General features: G+C 42.5%; 22 protein-coding genes. 10 read left to right on the forward strand and 12 right to left on the reverse strand.

Annotated features, from left to right (window positions below):
• Window positions 1-59: 59 nt before the first annotated feature.
• Window positions 60-758, forward strand: coding sequence for a phosphate signaling complex protein PhoU (phoU, locus tag BTO10_RS09470; protein ID WP_004740358.1), 699 nt, complete (start codon window positions 60-62; stop codon window positions 756-758).
• A gap of 9 nt (window positions 759-767) precedes the next feature.
• On the opposite strand, the gene BTO10_RS09475 is transcribed toward phoU, so the two are convergent.
• The 5 genes from BTO10_RS09475 to BTO10_RS09495 all read right to left on the reverse strand — a co-directional run bounded on the left by BTO10_RS09475 (window position 768) and on the right by BTO10_RS09495 (window position 5,018).
• Entirely contained in the window at window positions 768-1,259 is a 492-nt protein-coding gene (locus tag BTO10_RS09475) for a hypothetical protein (protein WP_105025585.1), read from the reverse strand.
• 190 nt (window positions 1,260-1,449) lie between these two features.
• Entirely contained in the window at window positions 1,450-1,932 is a 483-nt protein-coding gene (locus BTO10_RS23715) for a YadA C-terminal domain-containing protein (protein WP_374955527.1), read from the reverse strand.
• A gap of 370 nt (window positions 1,933-2,302) precedes the next feature.
• Window positions 2,303-3,250, reverse strand: a complete 948-nt coding sequence (locus tag BTO10_RS09485; protein WP_105024385.1) for a LysR family transcriptional regulator — start codon at window positions 3,248-3,250, stop codon at window positions 2,303-2,305.
• A 100-nt stretch (window positions 3,251-3,350) separates the two neighbouring features.
• On the reverse strand, window positions 3,351-4,094 hold the full coding sequence (locus tag BTO10_RS09490) for a copper homeostasis protein CutC (RefSeq protein ID WP_105024386.1): 744 nt from the start codon (window positions 4,092-4,094) through the stop codon (window positions 3,351-3,353).
• A gap of 315 nt (window positions 4,095-4,409) precedes the next feature.
• Entirely contained in the window at window positions 4,410-5,018 is a 609-nt protein-coding gene (locus BTO10_RS09495; protein ID WP_004740353.1) for a peroxiredoxin C, read from the reverse strand.
• Between the two features lie 210 nt (window positions 5,019-5,228).
• Here BTO10_RS09495 and BTO10_RS09500 point away from each other — a divergent pair, with 210 nt between their 5' ends.
• The gene (locus BTO10_RS09500) at window positions 5,229-6,134 is read left to right on the forward strand and encodes a hydrogen peroxide-inducible genes activator (protein ID WP_105024387.1); all 906 of its coding nucleotides are present in this window, start codon (window positions 5,229-5,231) and stop codon (window positions 6,132-6,134) included.
• 51 nt (window positions 6,135-6,185) lie between these two features.
• On the opposite strand, the gene BTO10_RS09505 is transcribed toward BTO10_RS09500, so the two are convergent.
• From BTO10_RS09505 to BTO10_RS09535, 6 genes are all read right to left on the reverse strand, one after another.
• On the reverse strand, window positions 6,186-6,626 hold the full coding sequence (locus BTO10_RS09505; protein ID WP_105024388.1) for a hypothetical protein: 441 nt from the start codon (window positions 6,624-6,626) through the stop codon (window positions 6,186-6,188).
• Entirely contained in the window at window positions 6,623-7,033 is a 411-nt protein-coding gene (locus tag BTO10_RS23955) for a hypothetical protein (RefSeq protein WP_105024389.1), read from the reverse strand. The genes BTO10_RS09505 and BTO10_RS23955 overlap by 4 nt, the downstream gene beginning before the upstream one ends.
• A gap of 584 nt (window positions 7,034-7,617) precedes the next feature.
• Entirely contained in the window at window positions 7,618-8,064 is a 447-nt protein-coding gene (locus BTO10_RS09520; RefSeq protein ID WP_105024391.1) for a hypothetical protein, read from the reverse strand.
• Window positions 8,061-8,465, reverse strand: coding sequence for a hypothetical protein (locus BTO10_RS09525; RefSeq protein WP_105025587.1), 405 nt, complete (start codon window positions 8,463-8,465; stop codon window positions 8,061-8,063). The genes BTO10_RS09520 and BTO10_RS09525 overlap by 4 nt, the downstream gene beginning before the upstream one ends.
• A 12-nt stretch (window positions 8,466-8,477) precedes the next feature.
• Complete coding sequence (locus BTO10_RS09530; RefSeq protein WP_105024392.1) at window positions 8,478-8,894, reverse strand: hypothetical protein; 417 nt, start codon at window positions 8,892-8,894, stop codon at window positions 8,478-8,480.
• A gap of 386 nt (window positions 8,895-9,280) precedes the next feature.
• The gene (locus tag BTO10_RS09535) at window positions 9,281-9,727 is read right to left on the reverse strand and encodes a CBS domain-containing protein (protein ID WP_004740350.1); all 447 of its coding nucleotides are present in this window, start codon (window positions 9,725-9,727) and stop codon (window positions 9,281-9,283) included.
• 334 nt (window positions 9,728-10,061) lie between these two features.
• Between BTO10_RS09535 and queA the strand changes: the two genes are divergently transcribed.
• The 5 genes from queA to secF all read left to right on the forward strand — a co-directional run bounded on the left by queA (window position 10,062) and on the right by secF (window position 15,712).
• On the forward strand, window positions 10,062-11,114 hold the full coding sequence (queA, locus tag BTO10_RS09540) for a tRNA preQ1(34) S-adenosylmethionine ribosyltransferase-isomerase QueA (RefSeq protein WP_105024393.1): 1,053 nt from the start codon (window positions 10,062-10,064) through the stop codon (window positions 11,112-11,114).
• 181 nt (window positions 11,115-11,295) lie between these two features.
• Window positions 11,296-12,432 (forward strand): tRNA guanosine(34) transglycosylase Tgt, encoded by a 1,137-nt coding sequence (gene tgt / locus BTO10_RS09545; RefSeq protein WP_004740348.1) that lies wholly within the window; start codon window positions 11,296-11,298, stop codon window positions 12,430-12,432.
• 111 nt (window positions 12,433-12,543) lie between these two features.
• A complete protein-coding gene (gene yajC, locus BTO10_RS09550; RefSeq protein WP_004740347.1) occupies window positions 12,544-12,873 on the forward strand; it encodes a preprotein translocase subunit YajC in 330 nt (109 codons plus the stop codon).
• Between the two features lie 20 nt (window positions 12,874-12,893).
• Window positions 12,894-14,750 carry a protein translocase subunit SecD gene (secD, locus tag BTO10_RS09555; protein ID WP_004740346.1) on the forward strand — a complete coding sequence of 619 codons (1,857 nt, stop codon included), beginning with the start codon at window positions 12,894-12,896 and terminating at the stop codon, window positions 14,748-14,750.
• Window positions 14,751-14,764: 14 nt separating this feature from the next.
• Window positions 14,765-15,712 carry a protein translocase subunit SecF gene (gene secF / locus BTO10_RS09560; protein WP_004740345.1) on the forward strand — a complete coding sequence of 316 codons (948 nt, stop codon included), beginning with the start codon at window positions 14,765-14,767 and terminating at the stop codon, window positions 15,710-15,712.
• Between the two features lie 237 nt (window positions 15,713-15,949).
• Here secF and suhB read toward each other — a convergent pair whose 3' ends face one another.
• Window positions 15,950-16,753, reverse strand: coding sequence for an inositol-1-monophosphatase (gene suhB / locus BTO10_RS09565; RefSeq protein WP_105024394.1), 804 nt, complete (start codon window positions 16,751-16,753; stop codon window positions 15,950-15,952).
• Between the two features lie 181 nt (window positions 16,754-16,934).
• On the opposite strand from suhB, the gene trmJ reads away from it, so the two are divergent.
• The 3 genes from trmJ (at window position 16,935) to BTO10_RS09580 (ending at window position 19,544) form a co-directional block, all read left to right on the forward strand.
• The gene (gene trmJ / locus BTO10_RS09570; protein ID WP_004740343.1) at window positions 16,935-17,663 is read left to right on the forward strand and encodes a tRNA (cytosine(32)/uridine(32)-2'-O)-methyltransferase TrmJ; all 729 of its coding nucleotides are present in this window, start codon (window positions 16,935-16,937) and stop codon (window positions 17,661-17,663) included.
• A 117-nt stretch (window positions 17,664-17,780) separates the two neighbouring features.
• A complete protein-coding gene (iscR, locus tag BTO10_RS09575) occupies window positions 17,781-18,302 on the forward strand; it encodes a Fe-S cluster assembly transcriptional regulator IscR (protein ID WP_105024395.1) in 522 nt (173 codons plus the stop codon).
• A 27-nt stretch (window positions 18,303-18,329) separates the two neighbouring features.
• Entirely contained in the window at window positions 18,330-19,544 is a 1,215-nt protein-coding gene (locus tag BTO10_RS09580) for an IscS subfamily cysteine desulfurase (RefSeq protein ID WP_105024396.1), read from the forward strand.
• Window positions 19,545-19,549: the final 5 nt, after the last annotated feature.

Consider the following 19,549-nt stretch of genomic DNA (forward strand, 5'->3'; position numbering starts at 1 on the left):
CATTGGAGCTAAGTCACTCCAATATAAATGACTTATCCATTTCTTTTTAAGGAGCTGACATGCAATTTGGTCGCCACATCTCAGGACAATTCAACGTCGAGTTAGAGTCTATCCGTACCCATGTACTGACTATGGGGGGATTAGTGGAGCAGCAGCTCTCTTTTGCGATGCAGGCACTCCACAAAGATGATTTGGAACTAGCGAAGAAAGTGATTCGTGATGACCATAAAGTGAATGCGATGGAAGTGTCGATTGACGAGGCATGTACCCGTATTATCGCTAAGCGTCAACCAACGGCAAAAGATCTGCGTTTGATAATGGCGATCATCAAGACAATTACTGACCTTGAGCGCATTGGTGATGTTGCGTCTAAGATCGCGCAGGGTGCGATTGATATCCCTTCAACAAAAGAACAAAAATTCCATGTATCGCTAGAGCCTTTATGTCGACAGGCGATCACCATGCTACACCAAGTTTTAGACGCATTTGCTCGAATGGATGTGGATGCGGCAGCCGAGGTACACAAACTTGATGATAAGTTGGATGCTGAATACGAAGCGGTGATTCGTCAGTTGATGACTTACATGATGGAAGACCCGAAGAATATTCCAAATATCTTGCAAGTGATGTGGTCTGCGAGAGCCATTGAGCGAGTGGGAGATCGTTGCCAGAATATCTGTGAGTACATTATCTACTTCGTTAAAGGCAAAGATGTACGTCACCTCGGCGATCAGAGCCTAGATGACGCACTGAAATAAAGAACCTATCTAGAAAGTCAGAATAGCGCCTAGGTTTAGATTGATAGTGGTGTTGTAAGGCACAAAAGTCTTATTGTGATCAAACAGGTTTAGGTCGGCACCTGCTCTGAGTGCGAGTATTGGTGTCGCTTGATACACGTAGGCACCACCTAAACTTAAACCTGTCGCTGTCTTCCTTTCCGTAATGTCAGAACGTGTCTTTTCACCATCATAGTCGGCAAATCCAATCTCAGCTTGAAAGCCGTGTATTTGCTGTGAACCAAACATGTTCTGGATGCCAATCCGATACGAGTTTACCGCTTCATCATAACGACCACTCTCGTACCAAATATCTGAGTAGCTTAAGTAAACCGCACCTAGATCCGCGACATTAGTCAAGCCAACCTGAACCCCAAACCCATGGTACGGACCTATTTTAAATTCTGGTGAAAGGTGAAGACCGGTTGAAAAAGCTGAGGTTGAGAATAAAGCTGACGCTAGGAGAAGAGTTCTAAATTTCATAGTACCACCGAGGTAAATTGATGCACTCCTTAGCATTAACTTATCCTTATGAAGATCTAATTAAAAGAATGGCTTAGTGGGGATGAAGGCTCATGATAAGCTAACTTGTGCTATTTATCATTCAACACTCCAATCACACTAACCTTTTATTTGTTGAAGTCCCCACCATCCATAGCAGGGAGAGAGTGCTCTATTTAAAGCTGTACTGAAGGCCAACGCCGCCAGCAACATCTGAAGATGAGTATTTACCTGATGTTTCATAGTGGAAAGTGCCAGAAACACTTAGGCTTTCATTGATTCCGTATGCGCCGCCTAACGCAAGTGCTTCTTTCGATCCTGCAAAGCCAACACCCGCACCAATAGCAAATTCACCGTTGGTAACGAATGGACGAGCATTCGTTACAGCGTGCAAACTTGCACGAATACCATCCATTTGTTCAGCATGATCATTGAACTTCGCATTATATTCTGCGGCCATTGCTTCGAAGTTACTTTGAAGCTCTGCTTGACCTAACTCTAATGCAGATGAGCGTTCAGCTTCTGTCGGGCCTGAGATATCCGGTGTATCACCGTAATCTGGGCTAGGACGCTCTGGACTATTATCTACAGGTGGCTGCCATGGTGTATTTTCAATTGGTTGAGATGGCTTTGGTAATGTTGGCTGTACAGGCAATTGAGGTTGAGTTGGGGTTTGTTCAATCGGCTGTGAAGGCTTTGGTTTTTCAATTGGATTACTTGGTACTTGCTCGATAGGTTGAGAAGGTGCCGGTAGTATTGGTTGAACAGGTAGCTGAGGTTGAGTGGGTACCTGTTCAATTGGGTTTGATGGCTGTTCATTTCAAATTGGGTTTTGAGCATCAACATCTGCGATCGCAGGAAGTGAAAATACAGTAGCTAGTGACACTGCAATAATTGATTTTTTCATTGAATACACTCTCAATAAGATTAAATATTGAGCATCCTTACTATGGTTTAATTTATTGACTCCGTGTCGATGGAGTAAATATTAAACAGTGTATTATTTTTAGGCTAAGTAGCTATTTTTATACTTGTGATAAGCCTTGCTTATTAACTTGTTCTATTAAAGCTTGCTTGATCTCTGAAAATAGCCAGAGGGTTATTGGAGCGTTACGGTTTTTGATATGCATGTGAGCATGAATTGGCATTTTGTAATGCTCTCCTTCAACGAACACATCAATCGCTCTTAAGCCTGGGTAATTCTCCACTGGAAATATGTTGGAGTGGGGCATGTACATGTCGGTGTGTAAGATCACATCGATAATGGCCATGATAAGTTCTGAACGAAAACCAACTTTGTGTTCAATAGAGTAGCGCTCAAGTAACTTTGCTGCGTAACTATAATTATCATTCCAACCAGGAGAGATCATTGAAGCTATTTCAAAACCAGCCATGTCCTTTGGCTCTATCAGGGATTTCTTGATTGGGTGGTCTTGCCTAACAAAAATGCGCCCAGTTAGGTCTAGGAGCTTCTTAGTGTAAACTTCTTTTGTTGAATTCGGAATGACATAACTAACACCTAAGTCGATGATGCCTTTTTGAATATCTTCCTGCGTCGATAGGTTCCAACTTAATAGCTCCAGTTGAGCGTTGGGTGCTTGCGCTTTTATCCGTGCATATAGAGAGCCTGAAAGACAAGTAAGTACTACAGGAGAGAGTGCTAGGCGGATCTTAAAATCAATATCGCTAGGTTTAAATTGAATCGATTTATTGAGTGCTGATTCTAATCCATGAAAGTGAGGGGTTATTGTATTGGCAAGGTCTTCACAAAAAGGAGTAGCTTGCAGTCCTCCATGTACTTTCACGAATAGATCATCCGAGAAGTGATGACGCAGTTTCTGTAGAGCTTGACTCACTGCTGGTTGAGAGACAAATAAACGCTCCGCTGCCTTTCTGGTGTTTTTTTCCTGGTAAACAATTAAAAAGGTACGCAATAGGTTTAAATCAAGAAAGCTGAATAGATCCTTAGCCATAACATTCCATGAGTCGCCATATTGAGTTTACTAATATACGTGACTTCTGGGCTTTTACTAGCTATGTTGTGTTGGTGTTTAGTCAGCTCTCGGTGTTTATCTATTTGTTAAGCGAGGCTATCAGATCTTGAATCTTTGCCGTGCTTGTTACTGGGATTAAGTAATCGTCTACATCGTCATGCCCCATTTGAGCTTGAGAGGCTTGTGTCATTAGGCTTGGTCTTGTCGACTTGCCAGACAGATGCAGTGCTTGAACGCCAGTGTGCTTGAGAATTTGTCGGCCATTTTCAGCGGTAACGCCTGCCCCAGCCATAATATCTAAGCGGCCTTGAGTGAGCCTAACCATCTCCTTGAGAATATCTTTTCCTTGCTCCGCGTTACTTGCTAAACCTGAAGTTAAAACACGTTCACAGCCAAGTTCGATAATTTGTTCTAGCGCTTTTTGGTAATCCTTAAGTTGGTCTATAGCACGGTGAAAGGTCACGCCAAGTTTTAGCTGGTGGGCTTTTGAGGTTAGTGCTTTCATAGCAGCCATGTCTATTTCACCTTGAGCGGTAAGCACACCTAATACCACACCATCTAAACCAGCATGGGCAGCGGCTTGGATATCATCAAGCATGCACATCACGTCGTCATTATCGAAGATGAAGTCGCCTTGTCTTGGTCGAATCATTGCGTACACGGGAACCGATGAAATGCGAGCGGCTTGCTTCATCATACCTAAGCTTGGAGTTAATCCACCAAGTGCTAGTGAAGAGCAGAGCTCAATACGATTCGCTCCGCCTGCTAGGGCATTGTGTAGGGATTCTAGGTTATCGATACAAACTTCAATTTCGATATTCATGATATTTTACTCGTTCAAATTGAGAATGAGGAAATCATAGCAAGCTTGAGACGATTCTGAATAGGTAGTGATAGAGGAAAATAGAGGTAAAGTTTCGCTTTGCGGTTACCCCTATTCATAGAAGACATGAGCAAGGAATAAACCATTGTTGAAGCAATAGACGCAAAAAGCCCGAAGCGTTAACTTCGGGCTTTGAATAAGACTTTACTTCTTAACTGATTGGCGGTGCGCTTTGCGCTGTAGCTTATGCTTTATTTCTCTTTATAGAGAGTCATCCAACCATTCACCCGTGTTGAGTCGGGCTTAAGAATGTAATTACTTGCTTAGGTCGTCAGCGTGCTCAGATAGGAATGCTGCAACACCTTTTGGAGATGCGTCCATACCTGATTTACCTTCTTCCCATTGTGCAGGACAAACTTCACCGTTCTTCTCGTGGAAGTTTAGTGCGTCTACCATGCGTAGCATTTCGTCGATGTTACGACCTAGTGGAAGATCGTTAACTACTTGGTGACGTACAAGGCCGTCAGCGTCGATTAGGAAAGAACCACGGAAAGCAACGCCTGCTTCTGGGTGCTCAACATCGTATGCTTTGCAGATTTCGTGCTTAACGTCAGCAACTAGTGGGTATTTAACTTGACCGATACCGCCGTCAGCGATAGCAGTGTTACGCCATGCGTTGTGAGAGAATTGAGAATCGATAGAAACACCGATTACTTCAACGCCTTTAGCTTGGAAATCTTCTAGACGGTTGTCGAAAGCGATTAGCTCTGAAGGACAAACGAAAGTGAAGTCTAGTGGGTAGAAGAAAACAACCGCTTTCTTACCTTTAGTGAATTCTGCGAAGTTGAAGTTATCAACGATCTCACCGTTACCTAGAACAGCTGCTGCAGTAAAGTCAGGGGCTTGACGACCTACTAGTACCATTTTGGAATCTCCTAAAAAATTAGTTGGCCCAACACATCTTTGTTTGGGCTCCGTTTCTACGCGACAAACTATAGTACAATCGGTACTATAGAAAAAAGCGAATTAAATAGATTAAGTTCATCGAAAAAAGCGATAAGCTTATTCTTTGTCCTTTTCTCAGGTCTTAGGACCTTCTTGTAACTTATCCTACTCATATTACAAAGTAATTTCATGAATAAATGGCCAAGTCTTAAGCAACTTCACTATCTTGTTACTCTTCACGAAACACGCCACTTTAGCGACGCCGCTGGTCGCTGTTTCGTTAGCCAATCTACTCTGAGTAAAGGTATCCAAAACCTAGAAGAGCTGATCGGTTGCCCTTTGTATGAGAAGAAAGATAAAAAGAGCCCACTCGTTTTCACTCAAGCGGGAGAGCTGGTGGTGAAGCATGGCCGAGAGTTATTGGCGAAAGGGCAAGATTTGGTTGAACTCGGAAACCTATGTAACGGCGATGCGATGCAAGGCCAGCTGCGAGTTGGATGTATCCCTACCATTGCGCCATTTCTTTTGTGCGATTTGGTACAAGAAGCCAACCAGCGCTTTCCTCAGCTAAACTTACTGCTACGTGAAGACACCACAACGAACTTACTCGCAGCACTGCGTCATGGAGAATTAGATGTATTGATTCTGGCTCTACCTGTCGATATCGACAACATGGAGAGCAAAGTGGTTGGGCAAGATCCTTTTAGAATGGTCATCAGCCGTAATCAAGCAGATGGTATTCGTGTCCCAATTAAATATGATGACCTGCCAGACGAGTCTGTATTCTTATTGGAGAACGAGCACTGTTTAACTGAGCACGCGGTGTCAGCGTGTAAGTTAACCGACAAAGAGAAAATAAACCCTTTCACCGCCACAAGCCTCCATACATTGGTGCAAATGGTCGCGAACGGTTTAGGAACCACCTTTATTCCACAAATGGCTATCGACCATGGGTTGCTGGAAAATCAAAACCTAGTTGTGATCGATCCTCCTGGCCAGCAAGCGTACCGTGATATTGGCCTGGTGTGGCGCCCTAGCTCATCACGCCGTGAAACCTTCCACCAATTAGCCGATGTGGTATCTGAGTTACTGTAATTTCATAATAGCGTTTGATTGCCATTTTTGCAGAAACCCATACGATTATGTTCAATCGTATGGGTTTTTGGATTTTGCGAAATAGTATTTTACAGATTTATATAAAAAATATAGTAGAATAAAAAATATACTATAAGTAGTGATTGGTCCAAACACAGATAGAAAAATATCGAACAGACTGCTAGATTTGTCAGTAATAATTATTTTCTTATCATTCTCTATAGTTAAAATATTATACTTTTCATTTTTAACCAGTTCGAAATCGAATCCATGAATTGATAAAATATTATCTATATCTAGTTTATAATAATAAGTTTTAGACCCTTTAGTATGAACTTGAACATGATCAAGGCTTACCACTCTTGCTTGCTTTTCAATACCGGATACCCAAAATTGGTAGGTATCTACTGCAAGTCCGTAGACTAAAAAAGATAGGAAAGTATAGCCTAAAGTAAAAGAAGAAAACTTAAGAAGTAGGAATGATTTTTTCATAATCCGCCGCCGCATTTTTCCTGTGAAAGCGCAAACTTTTCTAAAAGCCCTACTGAACCTCTCAGTTTCATTTTCATTATTGAACCACAATATACGTAGTCCGCGCTATTTTCCTTATAATCTTCAACTTTTAAATAATAAAGAGTAGATAGTGATATGGCTATTATAAAGTAAACACCGATATGATGATTTGTAGTTTGGTATTTGTCATCTCTATTTTTTATTATTAGTACTAACTGTACGATGGTGTATGTAAATAAAAAAAATGCAATAAATGAACTTATTACAGAAACAAAGTAAATTCTTTCTGAGTCATACTCTCCTGAAGGGAAGTATATGAACGGGTAACTGCATACAATAATGCTTGCTAAGCATATTATCGAGTACTTATATTTTGATATTTTCATTCATTACACATTTCTTCAGTGATGGCGAATTTTTCAAATATACCACGCGAGCTTTTTAATTCTAGTTCTGGGCCGCAGTATATATGAGTTGGGCTATTTTTTTTATAATCTTCCATTTTAAAATAATATATAAAAGAAAGAATGAACGATATAGCAAGTAAAACATATGAAGTTTTATTTTTCATTCTAATATGATCTTTCTTTGTTTTAAATATTAATTTTAATTGAACTATACTTATGAAAAAAGACCAAAAGAAAGCAGGAGTAAGTAGTATTGATAAGAGATATACTTTATCGGTTCTATAAGAGCCGAGTGGGAAGTATAATATAGGGTAAGAACTGATTAATAATATAATCGTAAACCTAATAGCTTGTTTGTGCTTTCGTAGTTTCATATCTTTTCCTGTGTAGGTATATGACAGCCCCAGAGGGGCTGTTTAAATAATATTTAATTAAATTTATACAGACTCGTCGCTAGCCGTCTCGTCATTTCGACCTGTTAGCCGATGTGGTGTCTGAATTGCTTTAAAGTTAGTCACCTTAACAATAGTCCTTGATTGCCATTTTTGCAGAAACCCATACGATTATGTTAAATCGTATGGGTTTTTGGATTTTGCGAAATAGTATTTTACAGATTTATATAAAAAATACAGTAGAATAAAAAATATACTATAAGCAGTGATTGGTCCAAACACAGATAGAAAAATATCGAACGGACTGCTAGATTTGTCAGCAATAATTATTTTCTTATCATTCTCTATAGTTAAAATATTATACTTTTTATTTTTAACCAGTTCGAAATCGAATCCATGAATTGATAAAATATTATCTATATCTAGTTTATAATAATAAGTTTTAGACCCTTTAGTATGAACTTGAACATGATCAAGGTTCACCACTCTTGCTTGCTTTTCAATACCGGATACCCAAAATTGGTAGGTATCTACTGCAAGTCCGTAGACTAAAAAAGATAGGAAAGTATAGCCTAAAGTAAAAGAAGAAAACTTAAGAAGTAGGAATGATTTTTTCATAATCCGCCGCCGCATTTTTCCTGTGAAAGCGCAAACTTTTCTAAAAAACCTACAGAACTTCTCATCTTTAATATTGCCCCGCAATATACGTGACTAGTGCTTGTTTCTTTATACTCTTCAACCTTAAAGTAATAAAAAGTAGATAGTGATATGGCTATGATAAAATAAATACCCATATTATGATTTTTAGTTTGGTACTTATCATCCCTATTTTTTATTATCAGTGCGAGCTGTGCCACGGTAAACACTAAGAGAAAAAACATAAAAAATGAGCTTAGTACAGTAACAAAGTAAACTCTATCTGAATCATACTCCCCCGAAGGGAAGTATATGAATGGGTAACTGCATACGGCAATGATTACTAAGCATATTATCGAGTGCTCATATTCTGATATTTTTATAGCCATCCTTTATTATTTTCCACACTGTTTATTGAATGAAAACTTTTCTAGTAGTTGTGTTGAACGACCAATTTTAAGTTCAGACCCGCAATAGGATTTACTATGTTGATTTTTCAAATTATCAAGGTCAGAGTAATACTCAAAACTAGGATAAGGGATCGCGATAATCGCTATAATTAAAACTAAAATAGACCTTCTACCTGAAATGTCCTTGTTTACGCGTCCCATCAAATAATTGAAATTGAAATAGATAAAATAAGGTAAAAGGAATGCAAAGAAAAAAATTGTAATTGAGAATGACGCTGTCGATAAAAAATATACATCTTCATTGCCTGCCTTGGTGTTAGGCCAGAAATAAATTGAGTAAGATAGGAGTAAAGTAAAAAATAAAAACCAAGCGTTCGTTTTTACTGTATCTTCTTTGTTCATTTTAATTATCAGTCTATGTAAATTGTAACATTATATGTCACTATATTATCTTGGCTTCTTGAATTTTTTAATCTAATTAACTGTCCACGTAAAAAATTCAAGAGATTGCCCAATCATGAATACGACAACAGTGACGCGAGTAATGACAGGCTTTAACCATTGCTAGGATACCTATTGATGAAATTAATTTTTATTTAACCCCCAAAATAAATTTTTATGGCGAATAATATAAATCGTATTAATATCATGTTCAACTAAATTCATATGGTGTAGCGTTCTGATGCGTTTTTTCGAATGAGTCCGGGGGAGTGGTATTTTATTTCTATTGACGAAAGTGATCTGGCGATAGAGCCTCATGATGTCATGAGGCTCTTTTTATTGCTGCCTCAATCCACTTCAGCTTCTTCTGGCTCTACTTCTTCTTGCAGTTCAAGCAAGTTAATCGCGATGGTGACGAAGTCACTGTCGGTGATGATGCCAACCAGCTCGCCATGACTGACCACTGGTAAGCAGCCCACTTTATGCTTCTGCATGTAAATAGCAGACTCTTTTAACCCAGCTCGAGGCTCTACTGACATAACGTTTTTGTGCATGATGTCGTTGAGAGGAGTCGATAGGGTAAAAGATTGAGCTGGCGGAATGTTTTGTAGGCTAGATTCTTGGGCGGCGAGAACGTCTCGTTGGGTGACTACGCCCAATAGTTTTCTATCGGCATCGACGACTGGGATATGGCGGATATCAAGCGCTTCCATGGTGTGCTTAGCATCGGCCAATGAATGTGAGCGCAATAAAGTATGAGGGTTGCGAGTCATCATATCTTCAACCTTGATCATACGAACCTCCTTATTATTCATTTGTTGTTCTCACTATAGTTTTTTATCCAAAAAATAACTGAGAGGTGGCGCATTTTTGAGAGAGTTTTATGCAACTAATTCTCTAACTTGAAGCGGTGAATCGGTAGCATTATTTTACGCCTCTTTACAATAATCCATAGCTGTAAACCTTGCTATTGCGGCTCGTGTGCCTATACTAGCCCACTGCGAAATTTTTAGTCGTGTTTGCGCTTTGTTTACGGTAACGGTTTACTCACTGTAACGATTGATTAGCGGCAACGATTTATTATTCGTCAACAGCACAAATCTCATCAACTAAGACAAGACTAGACACATGCAAGTTTCAGATTTTCACTTTGACCTACCAGATGAACTCATTGCTCGCTACCCTCAAGAAGAGCGTACAGCAAGCCGCCTGCTTAAATTAGATGGCAATAACGGCAACCTAACTGATGGTTCGTTCAAGGACGTTTTAGATTTGGTGGAACCAGGCGATCTGGTTGTTTTCAACAACACGCGCGTTATCCCTGCTCGTGTATTTGGTCGCAAAGCTTCAGGCGGTAAGCTTGAGGTGTTGGTTGAGCGTATGCTGGATGAGAAAAGCATCCTGGCTCATGTTCGTTGTTCTAAATCACCAAAGCCGGGTACTAAGCTGTTCCTTGGTGAGAATGATGAGTACGAAGCAGAAATGGTCGCGCGTCATGATGCGTTATTTGAAATCCATTTCACATCAGACCAAAGCGTTCTAGAGATTCTGAACAGCGTTGGTCACATGCCATTGCCTCCTTATATTGATCGTCCAGATGAAGATGCAGATAAAGAGCGTTACCAGACGGTCTATAATGAAAAGCCAGGTGCGGTAGCTGCACCAACAGCGGGTCTTCACTTTGACGACAAGCTAATGGCCGATATGAAAGCTAAAGGCGTTGAGTTTGCATATGTGACGCTGCATGTTGGCGCGGGCACATTCCAGCCAGTAAAAGTAGACAACATCAACGATCACCACATGCATGCAGAGTACGTTGAAGTACCGCAAGAAGTGGTGGATGCGGTTGCGGCAACGAAAGCTCGTGGTGGACGTATTATCGCAGTGGGTACAACATCGGTTCGTTCTCTAGAAAGTGCAGCACAAGACGCTCTGAAAAACGGTACAGAATTAGTGCCATTCTTTGGTGATACAGAAATCTTTATTTTCCCTGGTTACGAATACCAGTTGGTCGATTGCCTTATCACTAACTTCCACCTACCTGAATCGACTCTGATTATGTTGGTGAGTGCGTTTGCAGGTTACGACCATGTGATGTCTGCATACGATCATGCAGTGAAGAGCGAATACCGCTTCTTCAGCTATGGTGACGCGATGTTCATCAACAAGAAAACTAGCTGATTTTAGCTGGTTATAAGCGATATAAATAAGAATTTACGGGTGCTAGCAGTAAGCTAGGAGTCGGGCAGGGTCTCTGTCTAATCTCTCGCAAGGAATACGCGACCGCTCCTCATAGAGTATTAAGGCTAACTTAAGCTCTGAATTAACAGTCAGATTGTTTCTCTGGCATATTGGAGGCTTCGTGAAATTAAAATACGAACTTAAAAAAACAAACGCTGGTGCGCGTCGTGGTCAACTTCAGTTTGAGCGCGGTACTGTCGAAACACCAGCATTCATGCCTGTAGGTACTTACGGTACTGTAAAAGGTATGACTCCTGAAGAAGTAAAAGACACAGGTGCTGAAATCCTACTAGGTAACACGTTCCACCTATGGCTACGTCCTGGTCAAGAAATCATGAAAATGCACGGTGACTTGCACGATTTCATGAACTGGCAAGGTCCTATCCTGACCGATTCAGGCGGCTTCCAAGTATTCAGCTTAGGTGCGATGCGTAAAATCACTGAAGAGGGTGTTCACTTCCGTAACCCGGTAAACGGTGACAAGATCTTCATGGACGCTGAGAAGTCTATGGAAATCCAAAAAGACCTAGGCTCAGACATCGTAATGATTTTTGATGAGTGTACGCCTTACCCTGCGACACACAAAGAAGCGAAAGACTCAATGGAGATGTCTCTGCGTTGGGCTGAGCGTTCTCGTAACCACTTCGACAAACTTGAAAACCCGAACTCACTATTCGGTATCGTTCAAGGTGGTGTATACGAAGACCTACGTGATGTATCTGTTAAAGGCCTAACTGAAATTGGCTTTGATGGATACGCAGTAGGTGGCCTAGCAGTAGGCGAACCAAAAGAAGACATGCACCGCATTCTTGAGCACACATGTCCTCAACTACCTGAAGATAAGCCACGTTACCTAATGGGCGTAGGCAAACCGGAAGACCTAGTTGAAGGTGTTCGCCGTGGTATCGATATGTTTGACTGTGTAATGCCAACGCGAAATGCACGTAACGGGCACCTGTTTGTGACTGAAGGTGTGATCAAGATCCGTAATGCGAAGCATAAAACCGATACAACACCACTAGATTCAGAGTGTGACTGTTACACTTGTAAGAACTACAGCAAGTCGTACTTGCACCATTTGGATCGTTGTAACGAAATCCTAGGTGCTCGACTGAACACGATTCATAATCTGCGTTTCTACCAACGAGTAATGTCTGACATTCGTCAGTCTATCGATGAAGACCGCTTTGAAGAGTTTGTTGCAGAGTTCTACGCAAGAATGGGGCGTGAAGTGCCACCACTAGGTAAAGAATCTTAGTATTTCTTTTTTGCGAGCCCTGTCTCTCTTCGGAGGGATGGGGCTTGAAAATAAAGGGATACAACCCAATTAGACAAACAATTACGAAAATATAAATAGAGGATGTTTTAAATGTTTATTTCTCAAGCTCACGCAGCAGCAGAAGGTGCACCAGCAGGCGGCGGTTTCGAAATGCTTATCATGCTAGGTATGTTCGCTGTGATCTTCTACTTCATGATCTACCGTCCACAAGCTAAGCGCGTTAAAGAGCACAAGAACCTAATGGCTTCTATGGGCAAAGGCGACGAAGTTCTTACTAGCGGTGGTCTGATCGGTAAAATCACTAAGATTGCAGAAGACAACGACTACGTTGCGATCGAACTGAACGCAAACAACGAAGTAGTTATCAAGAAAGACTTCGTTACAGCAGTGCTACCAAAAGGTACTCTGAAATCTCTATAAACAGCTAGAGGATCCTCGCTGTGCTAAACCGTTATCCGTTATGGAAGTACCTGATGGTGGTGTTTACCATTGCCATCGCTGCGTTGTACGCACTTCCAAATATATACGGTGAAGATCCGGCAGTTCAAGTTACAGGGGCGCGTGGCGCCTCTGTAGATATGTCTACGCTGGATGCTGTCACCAATGCTCTTGAAGCAGAAAACCTTTCAACTAAATCCGTTGCTCTCGAAAACGGTTCCATTCTTGTTCGCTTTAATGACACAGACTCTCAAATTAGTGCTCGTGATGTTATCACTGAAGCATTAGACGAAGACGTTATCGTTGCATTAAACCTAGCGGCTTCAACACCGGATTGGCTTGAATCTATTGGTGCTGCACCAATGAAGCTTGGTCTTGACCTACGTGGTGGTGTTCACTTCTTGATGGAAGTGGATATGGACGCTGCAATGGAAAAGCTAGTTGGCCAACAAGAAGAAGCGTTCCGTAGTGAACTTCGTGAAGAGAAGATCCGTTACCGTGCAATTCGTCCATCGGGCAAAGATGCGGTAGAAGTGATCTTACGTAATGAAGAGCAGCTTGCTGAAGCGAAATCGCTACTGCAATCTAAGCACCAAGACATGACATTCGTAGACTCTGACTCGAATGGTCGTTTTTCTTTGATTGCTAACTTCACTGAAGCTCGTCTTCAAGAAATCCGTAACTACGCGGTAGAGCAAAACATTACCATTCTACGTAATCGTGTGAACGAACTTGGTGTTGCTGAGCCTTTGGTTCAACGTCAAGGCGCTAGCCGTATCGTAGTGGAATTGCCAGGTGTTCAAGACACGGCTCGTGCTAAAGAAATCCTTGGTGCGACAGCAACGCTTGAATTCCGTGAAGTTGATAGTAGTGCTGACTTAGCTGCTGCCGCTTCTGGTCGTGCTCCTGCGGGTAGCGAAATCAAGCAAGACCGTGACGGTCGCCCTGTAGTACTTAAGAAGCGCGTTATCCTAGGTGGTTCTAGCATTACAGATGCGAGCTCAAGTGTTGATGAATATGGTCGTCCTCAAGTTAACATCTCGCTAGACAGCGAAGGTGGTAGCAAGATGTCTGCGTTCTCTCGTCAAAATATCGGTAAGCTAATGGCAACCGTATTTGCAGAGTACAAAGATAGCGGTCGTAAGACACCTGAAGGTAAAGTGATTCTTACTAAGCATGAAGAAGTTATTAACCAAGCGACGATTCAATCAGCTCTTGGCCGCAACTTCCGTATTACTGGTATTGACTCTACTGCTGAAGCTCATAACTTGGCACTTCTACTTCGTGCAGGTGCTCTGATTGCGCCTATCTCGATTGTTGAAGAACGTACGATTGGTCCATCTATGGGTCAACAAAACATCGATATGGGTATCATGGCGATGGTTTGGGGTATGGCTGCAGTAATGCTATTTACGCTGCTTTACTACCGTAGCTTTGGTCTTATCGCGAACGTTGCGCTAATGGCGAACTTGGTATTGATTATTGGTGTAATGTCGATGATCCCAGGTGCAACCATGACGCTACCAGGTATTGCCGGTATCGTATTAACGGTCGGTATGGCGGTCGATGCCAACGTACTAATCTTTGAGCGTATACGTGAAGAGCTTCGAGAGGGACGCAGTCCACAACAAGCGATTCACCAAGGTTACGCGAACGCATTCAGCACAATCGCCGATGCGAACATCACCACGCTTCTAACGGCAATTATTCTATTTGCGGTTGGTACTGGTGCGATCAAAGGCTTCGCGGTAACGCTGTCTATCGGTATCCTGACTTCTATGTTTACAGCTATTGTCGGCACACGTTGTATCGTGAACCTGATGTATGGCGGCAAACGCGTTAAGAAACTGTCGATCTAAGGCTAGGAATTAATATGTTTCAGATTCTAAAAGCAGACAAAATGATCGACTTTATGCGTTGGTCAAAGGTTGCCTTTGTTCTTTCTATCTTGATGATTGGTACAGCTATCTTCACTCTTGCAACGAAATCGTTGAACTGGGGTTTAGATTTCACAGGCGGTACTCTGATTGAAGTTGGCTTTGAACAACCAGCACACCTTCCTGATATCCGTAGCGCACTTGAAGCCGAAGGCTTTGGTGATGCAACGGTACAGAACTTCGGTTCAGCTCGTGATGTAATGGTTCGTCTACGCCCTCGTGATGGCGTTGCAGGCGAGACACTTGGTAACCAAATCCTTTCAGCTATCGAGAAAGGCACAGGTGAACAAGTTGAAATGCGTCGTATCGAGTTCGTTGGTCCTAACGTAGGTGATGAGCTAACAGAAGCGGGTGGCCTTGCTATCCTAGTTTCTCTTATCTGTATCTTGATCTACGTATCAGTACGATTCGAATGGCGTTTGGCGGCAGGTGCGGTACTTGCACTGGCGCACGACGTTATCATCACGCTGGGCGTATTCTCTCTAATGCAAATTGAGGTCGACCTGACCATCGTAGCAGCCTTGCTAACGGTAGTCGGTTACTCCCTCAACGATACCATCGTTGTATTCGACCGTATTCGTGAGAACTTCCGTAAGATGCGTAAAGGCGAAGCCCCTGAAGTACTAAACAGCTCAATCACACAAACATTGAGCCGTACATTGATCACTTCTGGTACAACCTTGTTCGTAGTTATCGCACTGTTTGTTCAGGGCGGCGCTATGATTCACGGTTTCGCAACCGCACTTCTACTAGGTATTACGGTTGGTACTTACTCTTCTATCTACGTTGCTTCTGCACTGGCTATGAAGTTGGGTATTACGCGTGAACACCTAATGCCACCACAAGTGGAAAAAGAAGGTGAAGAGTTTGACGAAATGCCATAAGCCTTGGCTTAACAAGTTTCGCTAAACCAGAAAAACCGCTAGGCAACTAGCGGTTTTTTTATGCCTGAATTGTGTGGGAAAACTCAATACAAATTACGTTCGAGGTGAGTTGCACTTAATGTCATAAGCGCTATTCTGCTCGAATCCTTGAACCACAGATACAAAAAAGCCCCGCATGTGCGAGGCTTTGAATATTTAGCGCTCTATTAAATAGAGACTATTAACGTAAGGCCTGAATTACTTCAGCATACCTTCGTTTGCGTTCTCACGAACGTGCTTAAGAATTGCTTTAACACCGCGTGCGCTTGAAGCTACAACGTTACCAGACTTCATGTAGTCAGTACCGCCAGCGAAATCAGTCAGGATTGCGCCTGCTTCACGTGCGATTAGATCACCTGCAGCCATATCCCATGGTTTTAGGTCTAGCTCTAGGTAACCGTCAACACGGCCAGCTGCTAGGTAACATAGGTCAAGTGCTGGAGAACCAGTACGACGGAAGTCAGAACAGTCGACGAATAGACCAGAGATGATCTTCATGAAAGACTCAGAGTGTTGCTTAGCTTTGAATGGGAAACCAGTTGCTAAAACAGAACCTTGAAGGTCTTTAAGTTGAGTAACACGCATACGAGCGTTGTTTAGTTGAGCACCAGCGCCACGTTGAGCTGTGAATAGCTCGTTTAGCATTGGGTCGTAAACACAAGCAACTTCGGTACGACCGTTCATGCGAACAGCGATAGATACAGAGAAGTGAGGGAAACCTTTTACAAAGTTGTTGGTGCCATCTAGTGGGTCAACGATCCATTGTACGTCAGAGTCTTTACCTTCGATTAGGCCTTTCTCTTCAGAAATAATGCTGTGCTCTGGGTAAGATGCTTTGATTGTCTCAATGATCATGTACTCAGCTTCTTGAGCAATGTTAGTAACGTAATCGTTGTTACCTTTTAGAGACGTTTCGATCTTATCAGTTGTTTCTAGAGATTTAGCAATATGGTTGCCAGCTTTACGCGCAGCGCGTATCGCAATGTTTAGCATTGGATGCATATGGTTTTTCCCACAAGATGTTAAAGAACAATTTAAAGCGGCGGGGAGTATACCAAAGTTTTCCAAAAAGGGAAGTGGTTATTTTTTGAACTTTTAGATTCACATTACACGAAGGGTCTGACCATTTTACTTTGCGATGTGTTAATATCTCGCGATTATTTTTAAAGTGGTGTCATATAGCATGTTAGACAATGTAAAAGTCGTTCTGGTTGGTACGTCTCATTCGGGAAATATCGGATCAGCAGCTCGCGCAATGAAGGTGATGGGTTTAAGTCAGTTAGTTCTTGTAGACCCTCAGTGTGAAGTTGACGAGCAGACCTTAGCACTGGCTGCAGGCGCTGGTGACATCGCTGAAAACGCAGTGATTGTTTCTACATTAGACGAAGCCGTAAAAGACTGCGGTTTGGTTGTTGGTTCAAGTGCTCGTTCACGTACCCTTGAGTGGCCAATGCTAGAACCTCGCGAGTGTGGTGAAAAGTTTGCTATTGAAGGCCAAAAGCACCCAGTAGCATTAGTCTTTGGTCGTGAGCGCACAGGTCTAACGAATGAAGAACTGCAAAAGTGTCACTACCACGTATGTATTCCTGCAAACCCTGAATACAGCTCGCTAAACCTAGCGATGGCCGTTCAGACACTGAGCTACGAAGTACGTGTTGCGCACCTTGATATGGTGGCTAGCCAATACAAGCCACAGCCTCAAGATGAGTACCCTCGTCACGATGAACTAGAAATGTTCTATGAACACCTTGAAAAAGTCATCATTGATACCCAATTTATCTCTAAGGATAAACCAGGACAGGTGATGAATAAGTTACGTCGCCTGTTTAGTCGTGCGCGTCCAGAACTTCAAGAGATCAACACGCTTCGTGGTATTTTGACTTCTATCGAGAAGAGCAAAAACAGCCAGTAAAAGCCATACTCACTGTGAGGATGAATACCTGACTAAAATAGTCAGGTAAAATACTTGACCAATTTAGTCGGGTATGGGAAGATTCCAACCACATAAACAATGTGGATACGGTGTGATATGAAACTTACATCTAAAGGAAGATATGCGGTAACGGCTATGCTAGATGTAGCACTGCATTCGCAAAAAAGCCCAGTTCCTCTGGCTGACATCTCAGAGCGACAAGGCATCTCGTTATCTTACTTAGAGCAACTTTTTTCTAAGTTACGTAAAGCTGGCTTAGTTGCTAGTGTTCGTGGCCCAGGTGGTGGTTACCGTCTTGGTGCTGAAGCGGGCGACATTGCTGTCGGAACTGTGATTGCAGCAGTTGATGAATCAGTAGATGCAACTAAGTGTCACGGTCGAGCAGATTGCCAAGGTGGCAGTCGCTGTTTAACTCACACTCTTTGGCGTGATTTAAGCTCCCGAATCAGCAGCTTCTTAAACGATATCACTCTTGGTGAGTTGATGAAAGATAACGAAGTTTTAGAGATTTCTGATCGCCAAGATATTGATCTTGCGGTTAATAATAATTTTGCACATAAAAATACGAGCACTACAACGATTAGTGCAGCACCTCACGGTGTTAATGCCCGCTCATAGCGGTCAGTTTTTACATTGGAGTAGAAAATGAAACTGCCTATTTACTTTGACTATTCAGCTACATGCCCAGTCGATCCACGAGTTGCTGAGAAAATGGTTCAGTGCATGACGATGGACGGTAACTTCGGTAACCCTGCATCTCGTTCACACCGTTACGGCTGGCAGGCAGAAGAAGCAGTAGATAATGCTCGTGAGCAAATTGCTGACCTACTAAATGCAGACCCACGTGAAATTGTTTTCACTTCTGGTGCTACAGAGTCAGATAACCTTGCTATTAAAGGTGCTGCGCACTTTTACGAGAAGAAAGGTAAGCACGTAATCACGTGCAAAACAGAACACAAAGCGGTTCTTGATCCATGTCGCCAACTAGAGCGTGAAGGTTTTGAGGTAACTTACCTAGAGCCAGAAGCAAACGGCATCATCGATCTAGACAAGCTACAAGCTGCAATGCGTGAAGATACAGTTCTTGTTTCTATCATGCACGTAAACAACGAAATCGGTGTTATCCAAGATATCAATGCAATCGGCGAACTATGTCGTTCTCGCAAGATCATCTTCCACGTTGATGCAGCTCAGTCTGCGGGTAAAATCCCACTAAACGTTAAAGAGACTAAAGTTGACCTAATTTCACTTTCAGCTCACAAAATGTACGGCCCTAAAGGTATCGGTGCACTTTACGTTCGTCGTAAGCCACGTATCCGTCTTGAAGCGCAAATGCACGGTGGTGGTCACGAGCGTGGTTTCCGTTCTGGTACGCTTGCTACTCACCAAATCGTGGGTATGGGCGAAGCATGTGCTATCGCTAAGCAAGACATGCAGAAAGATTTCGATCACGCACTAGCACTTCGTGAGCGCCTATTGAAAGGTGTTCAGGATCTAGAAGCGGTAACTGTAAACGGTGACTTAGACCAACGTGTACCACACAACCTAAACGTAAGCTTTGCTTTCGTTGAAGGTGAGTCTCTGCTTATGTCTCTAAAAGACCTAGCGGTATCATCGGGTTCTGCATGTACATCTGCAAGCTTAGAGCCATCATACGTTCTACGTGCTCTTGGTCTAAACGATGAACTGGCACACAGCTCAGTACGTTTCTCATTCGGCCGTTTCACAACGGAAGAAGAAATCGACTACGCGATTGCACAAATTCGTGTAGCGGTAAACAAATTACGCGACATGTCTCCTCTATGGGATATGTATAAAGAAGGGATTGATCTGGACACTGTTGAGTGGGCACATCACTAATCTCA

This window comes from Vibrio chagasii (assembly GCF_002954585.1).
Classification (GTDB): Bacteria; Pseudomonadota; Gammaproteobacteria; order Enterobacterales; family Vibrionaceae; genus Vibrio; species Vibrio chagasii_A.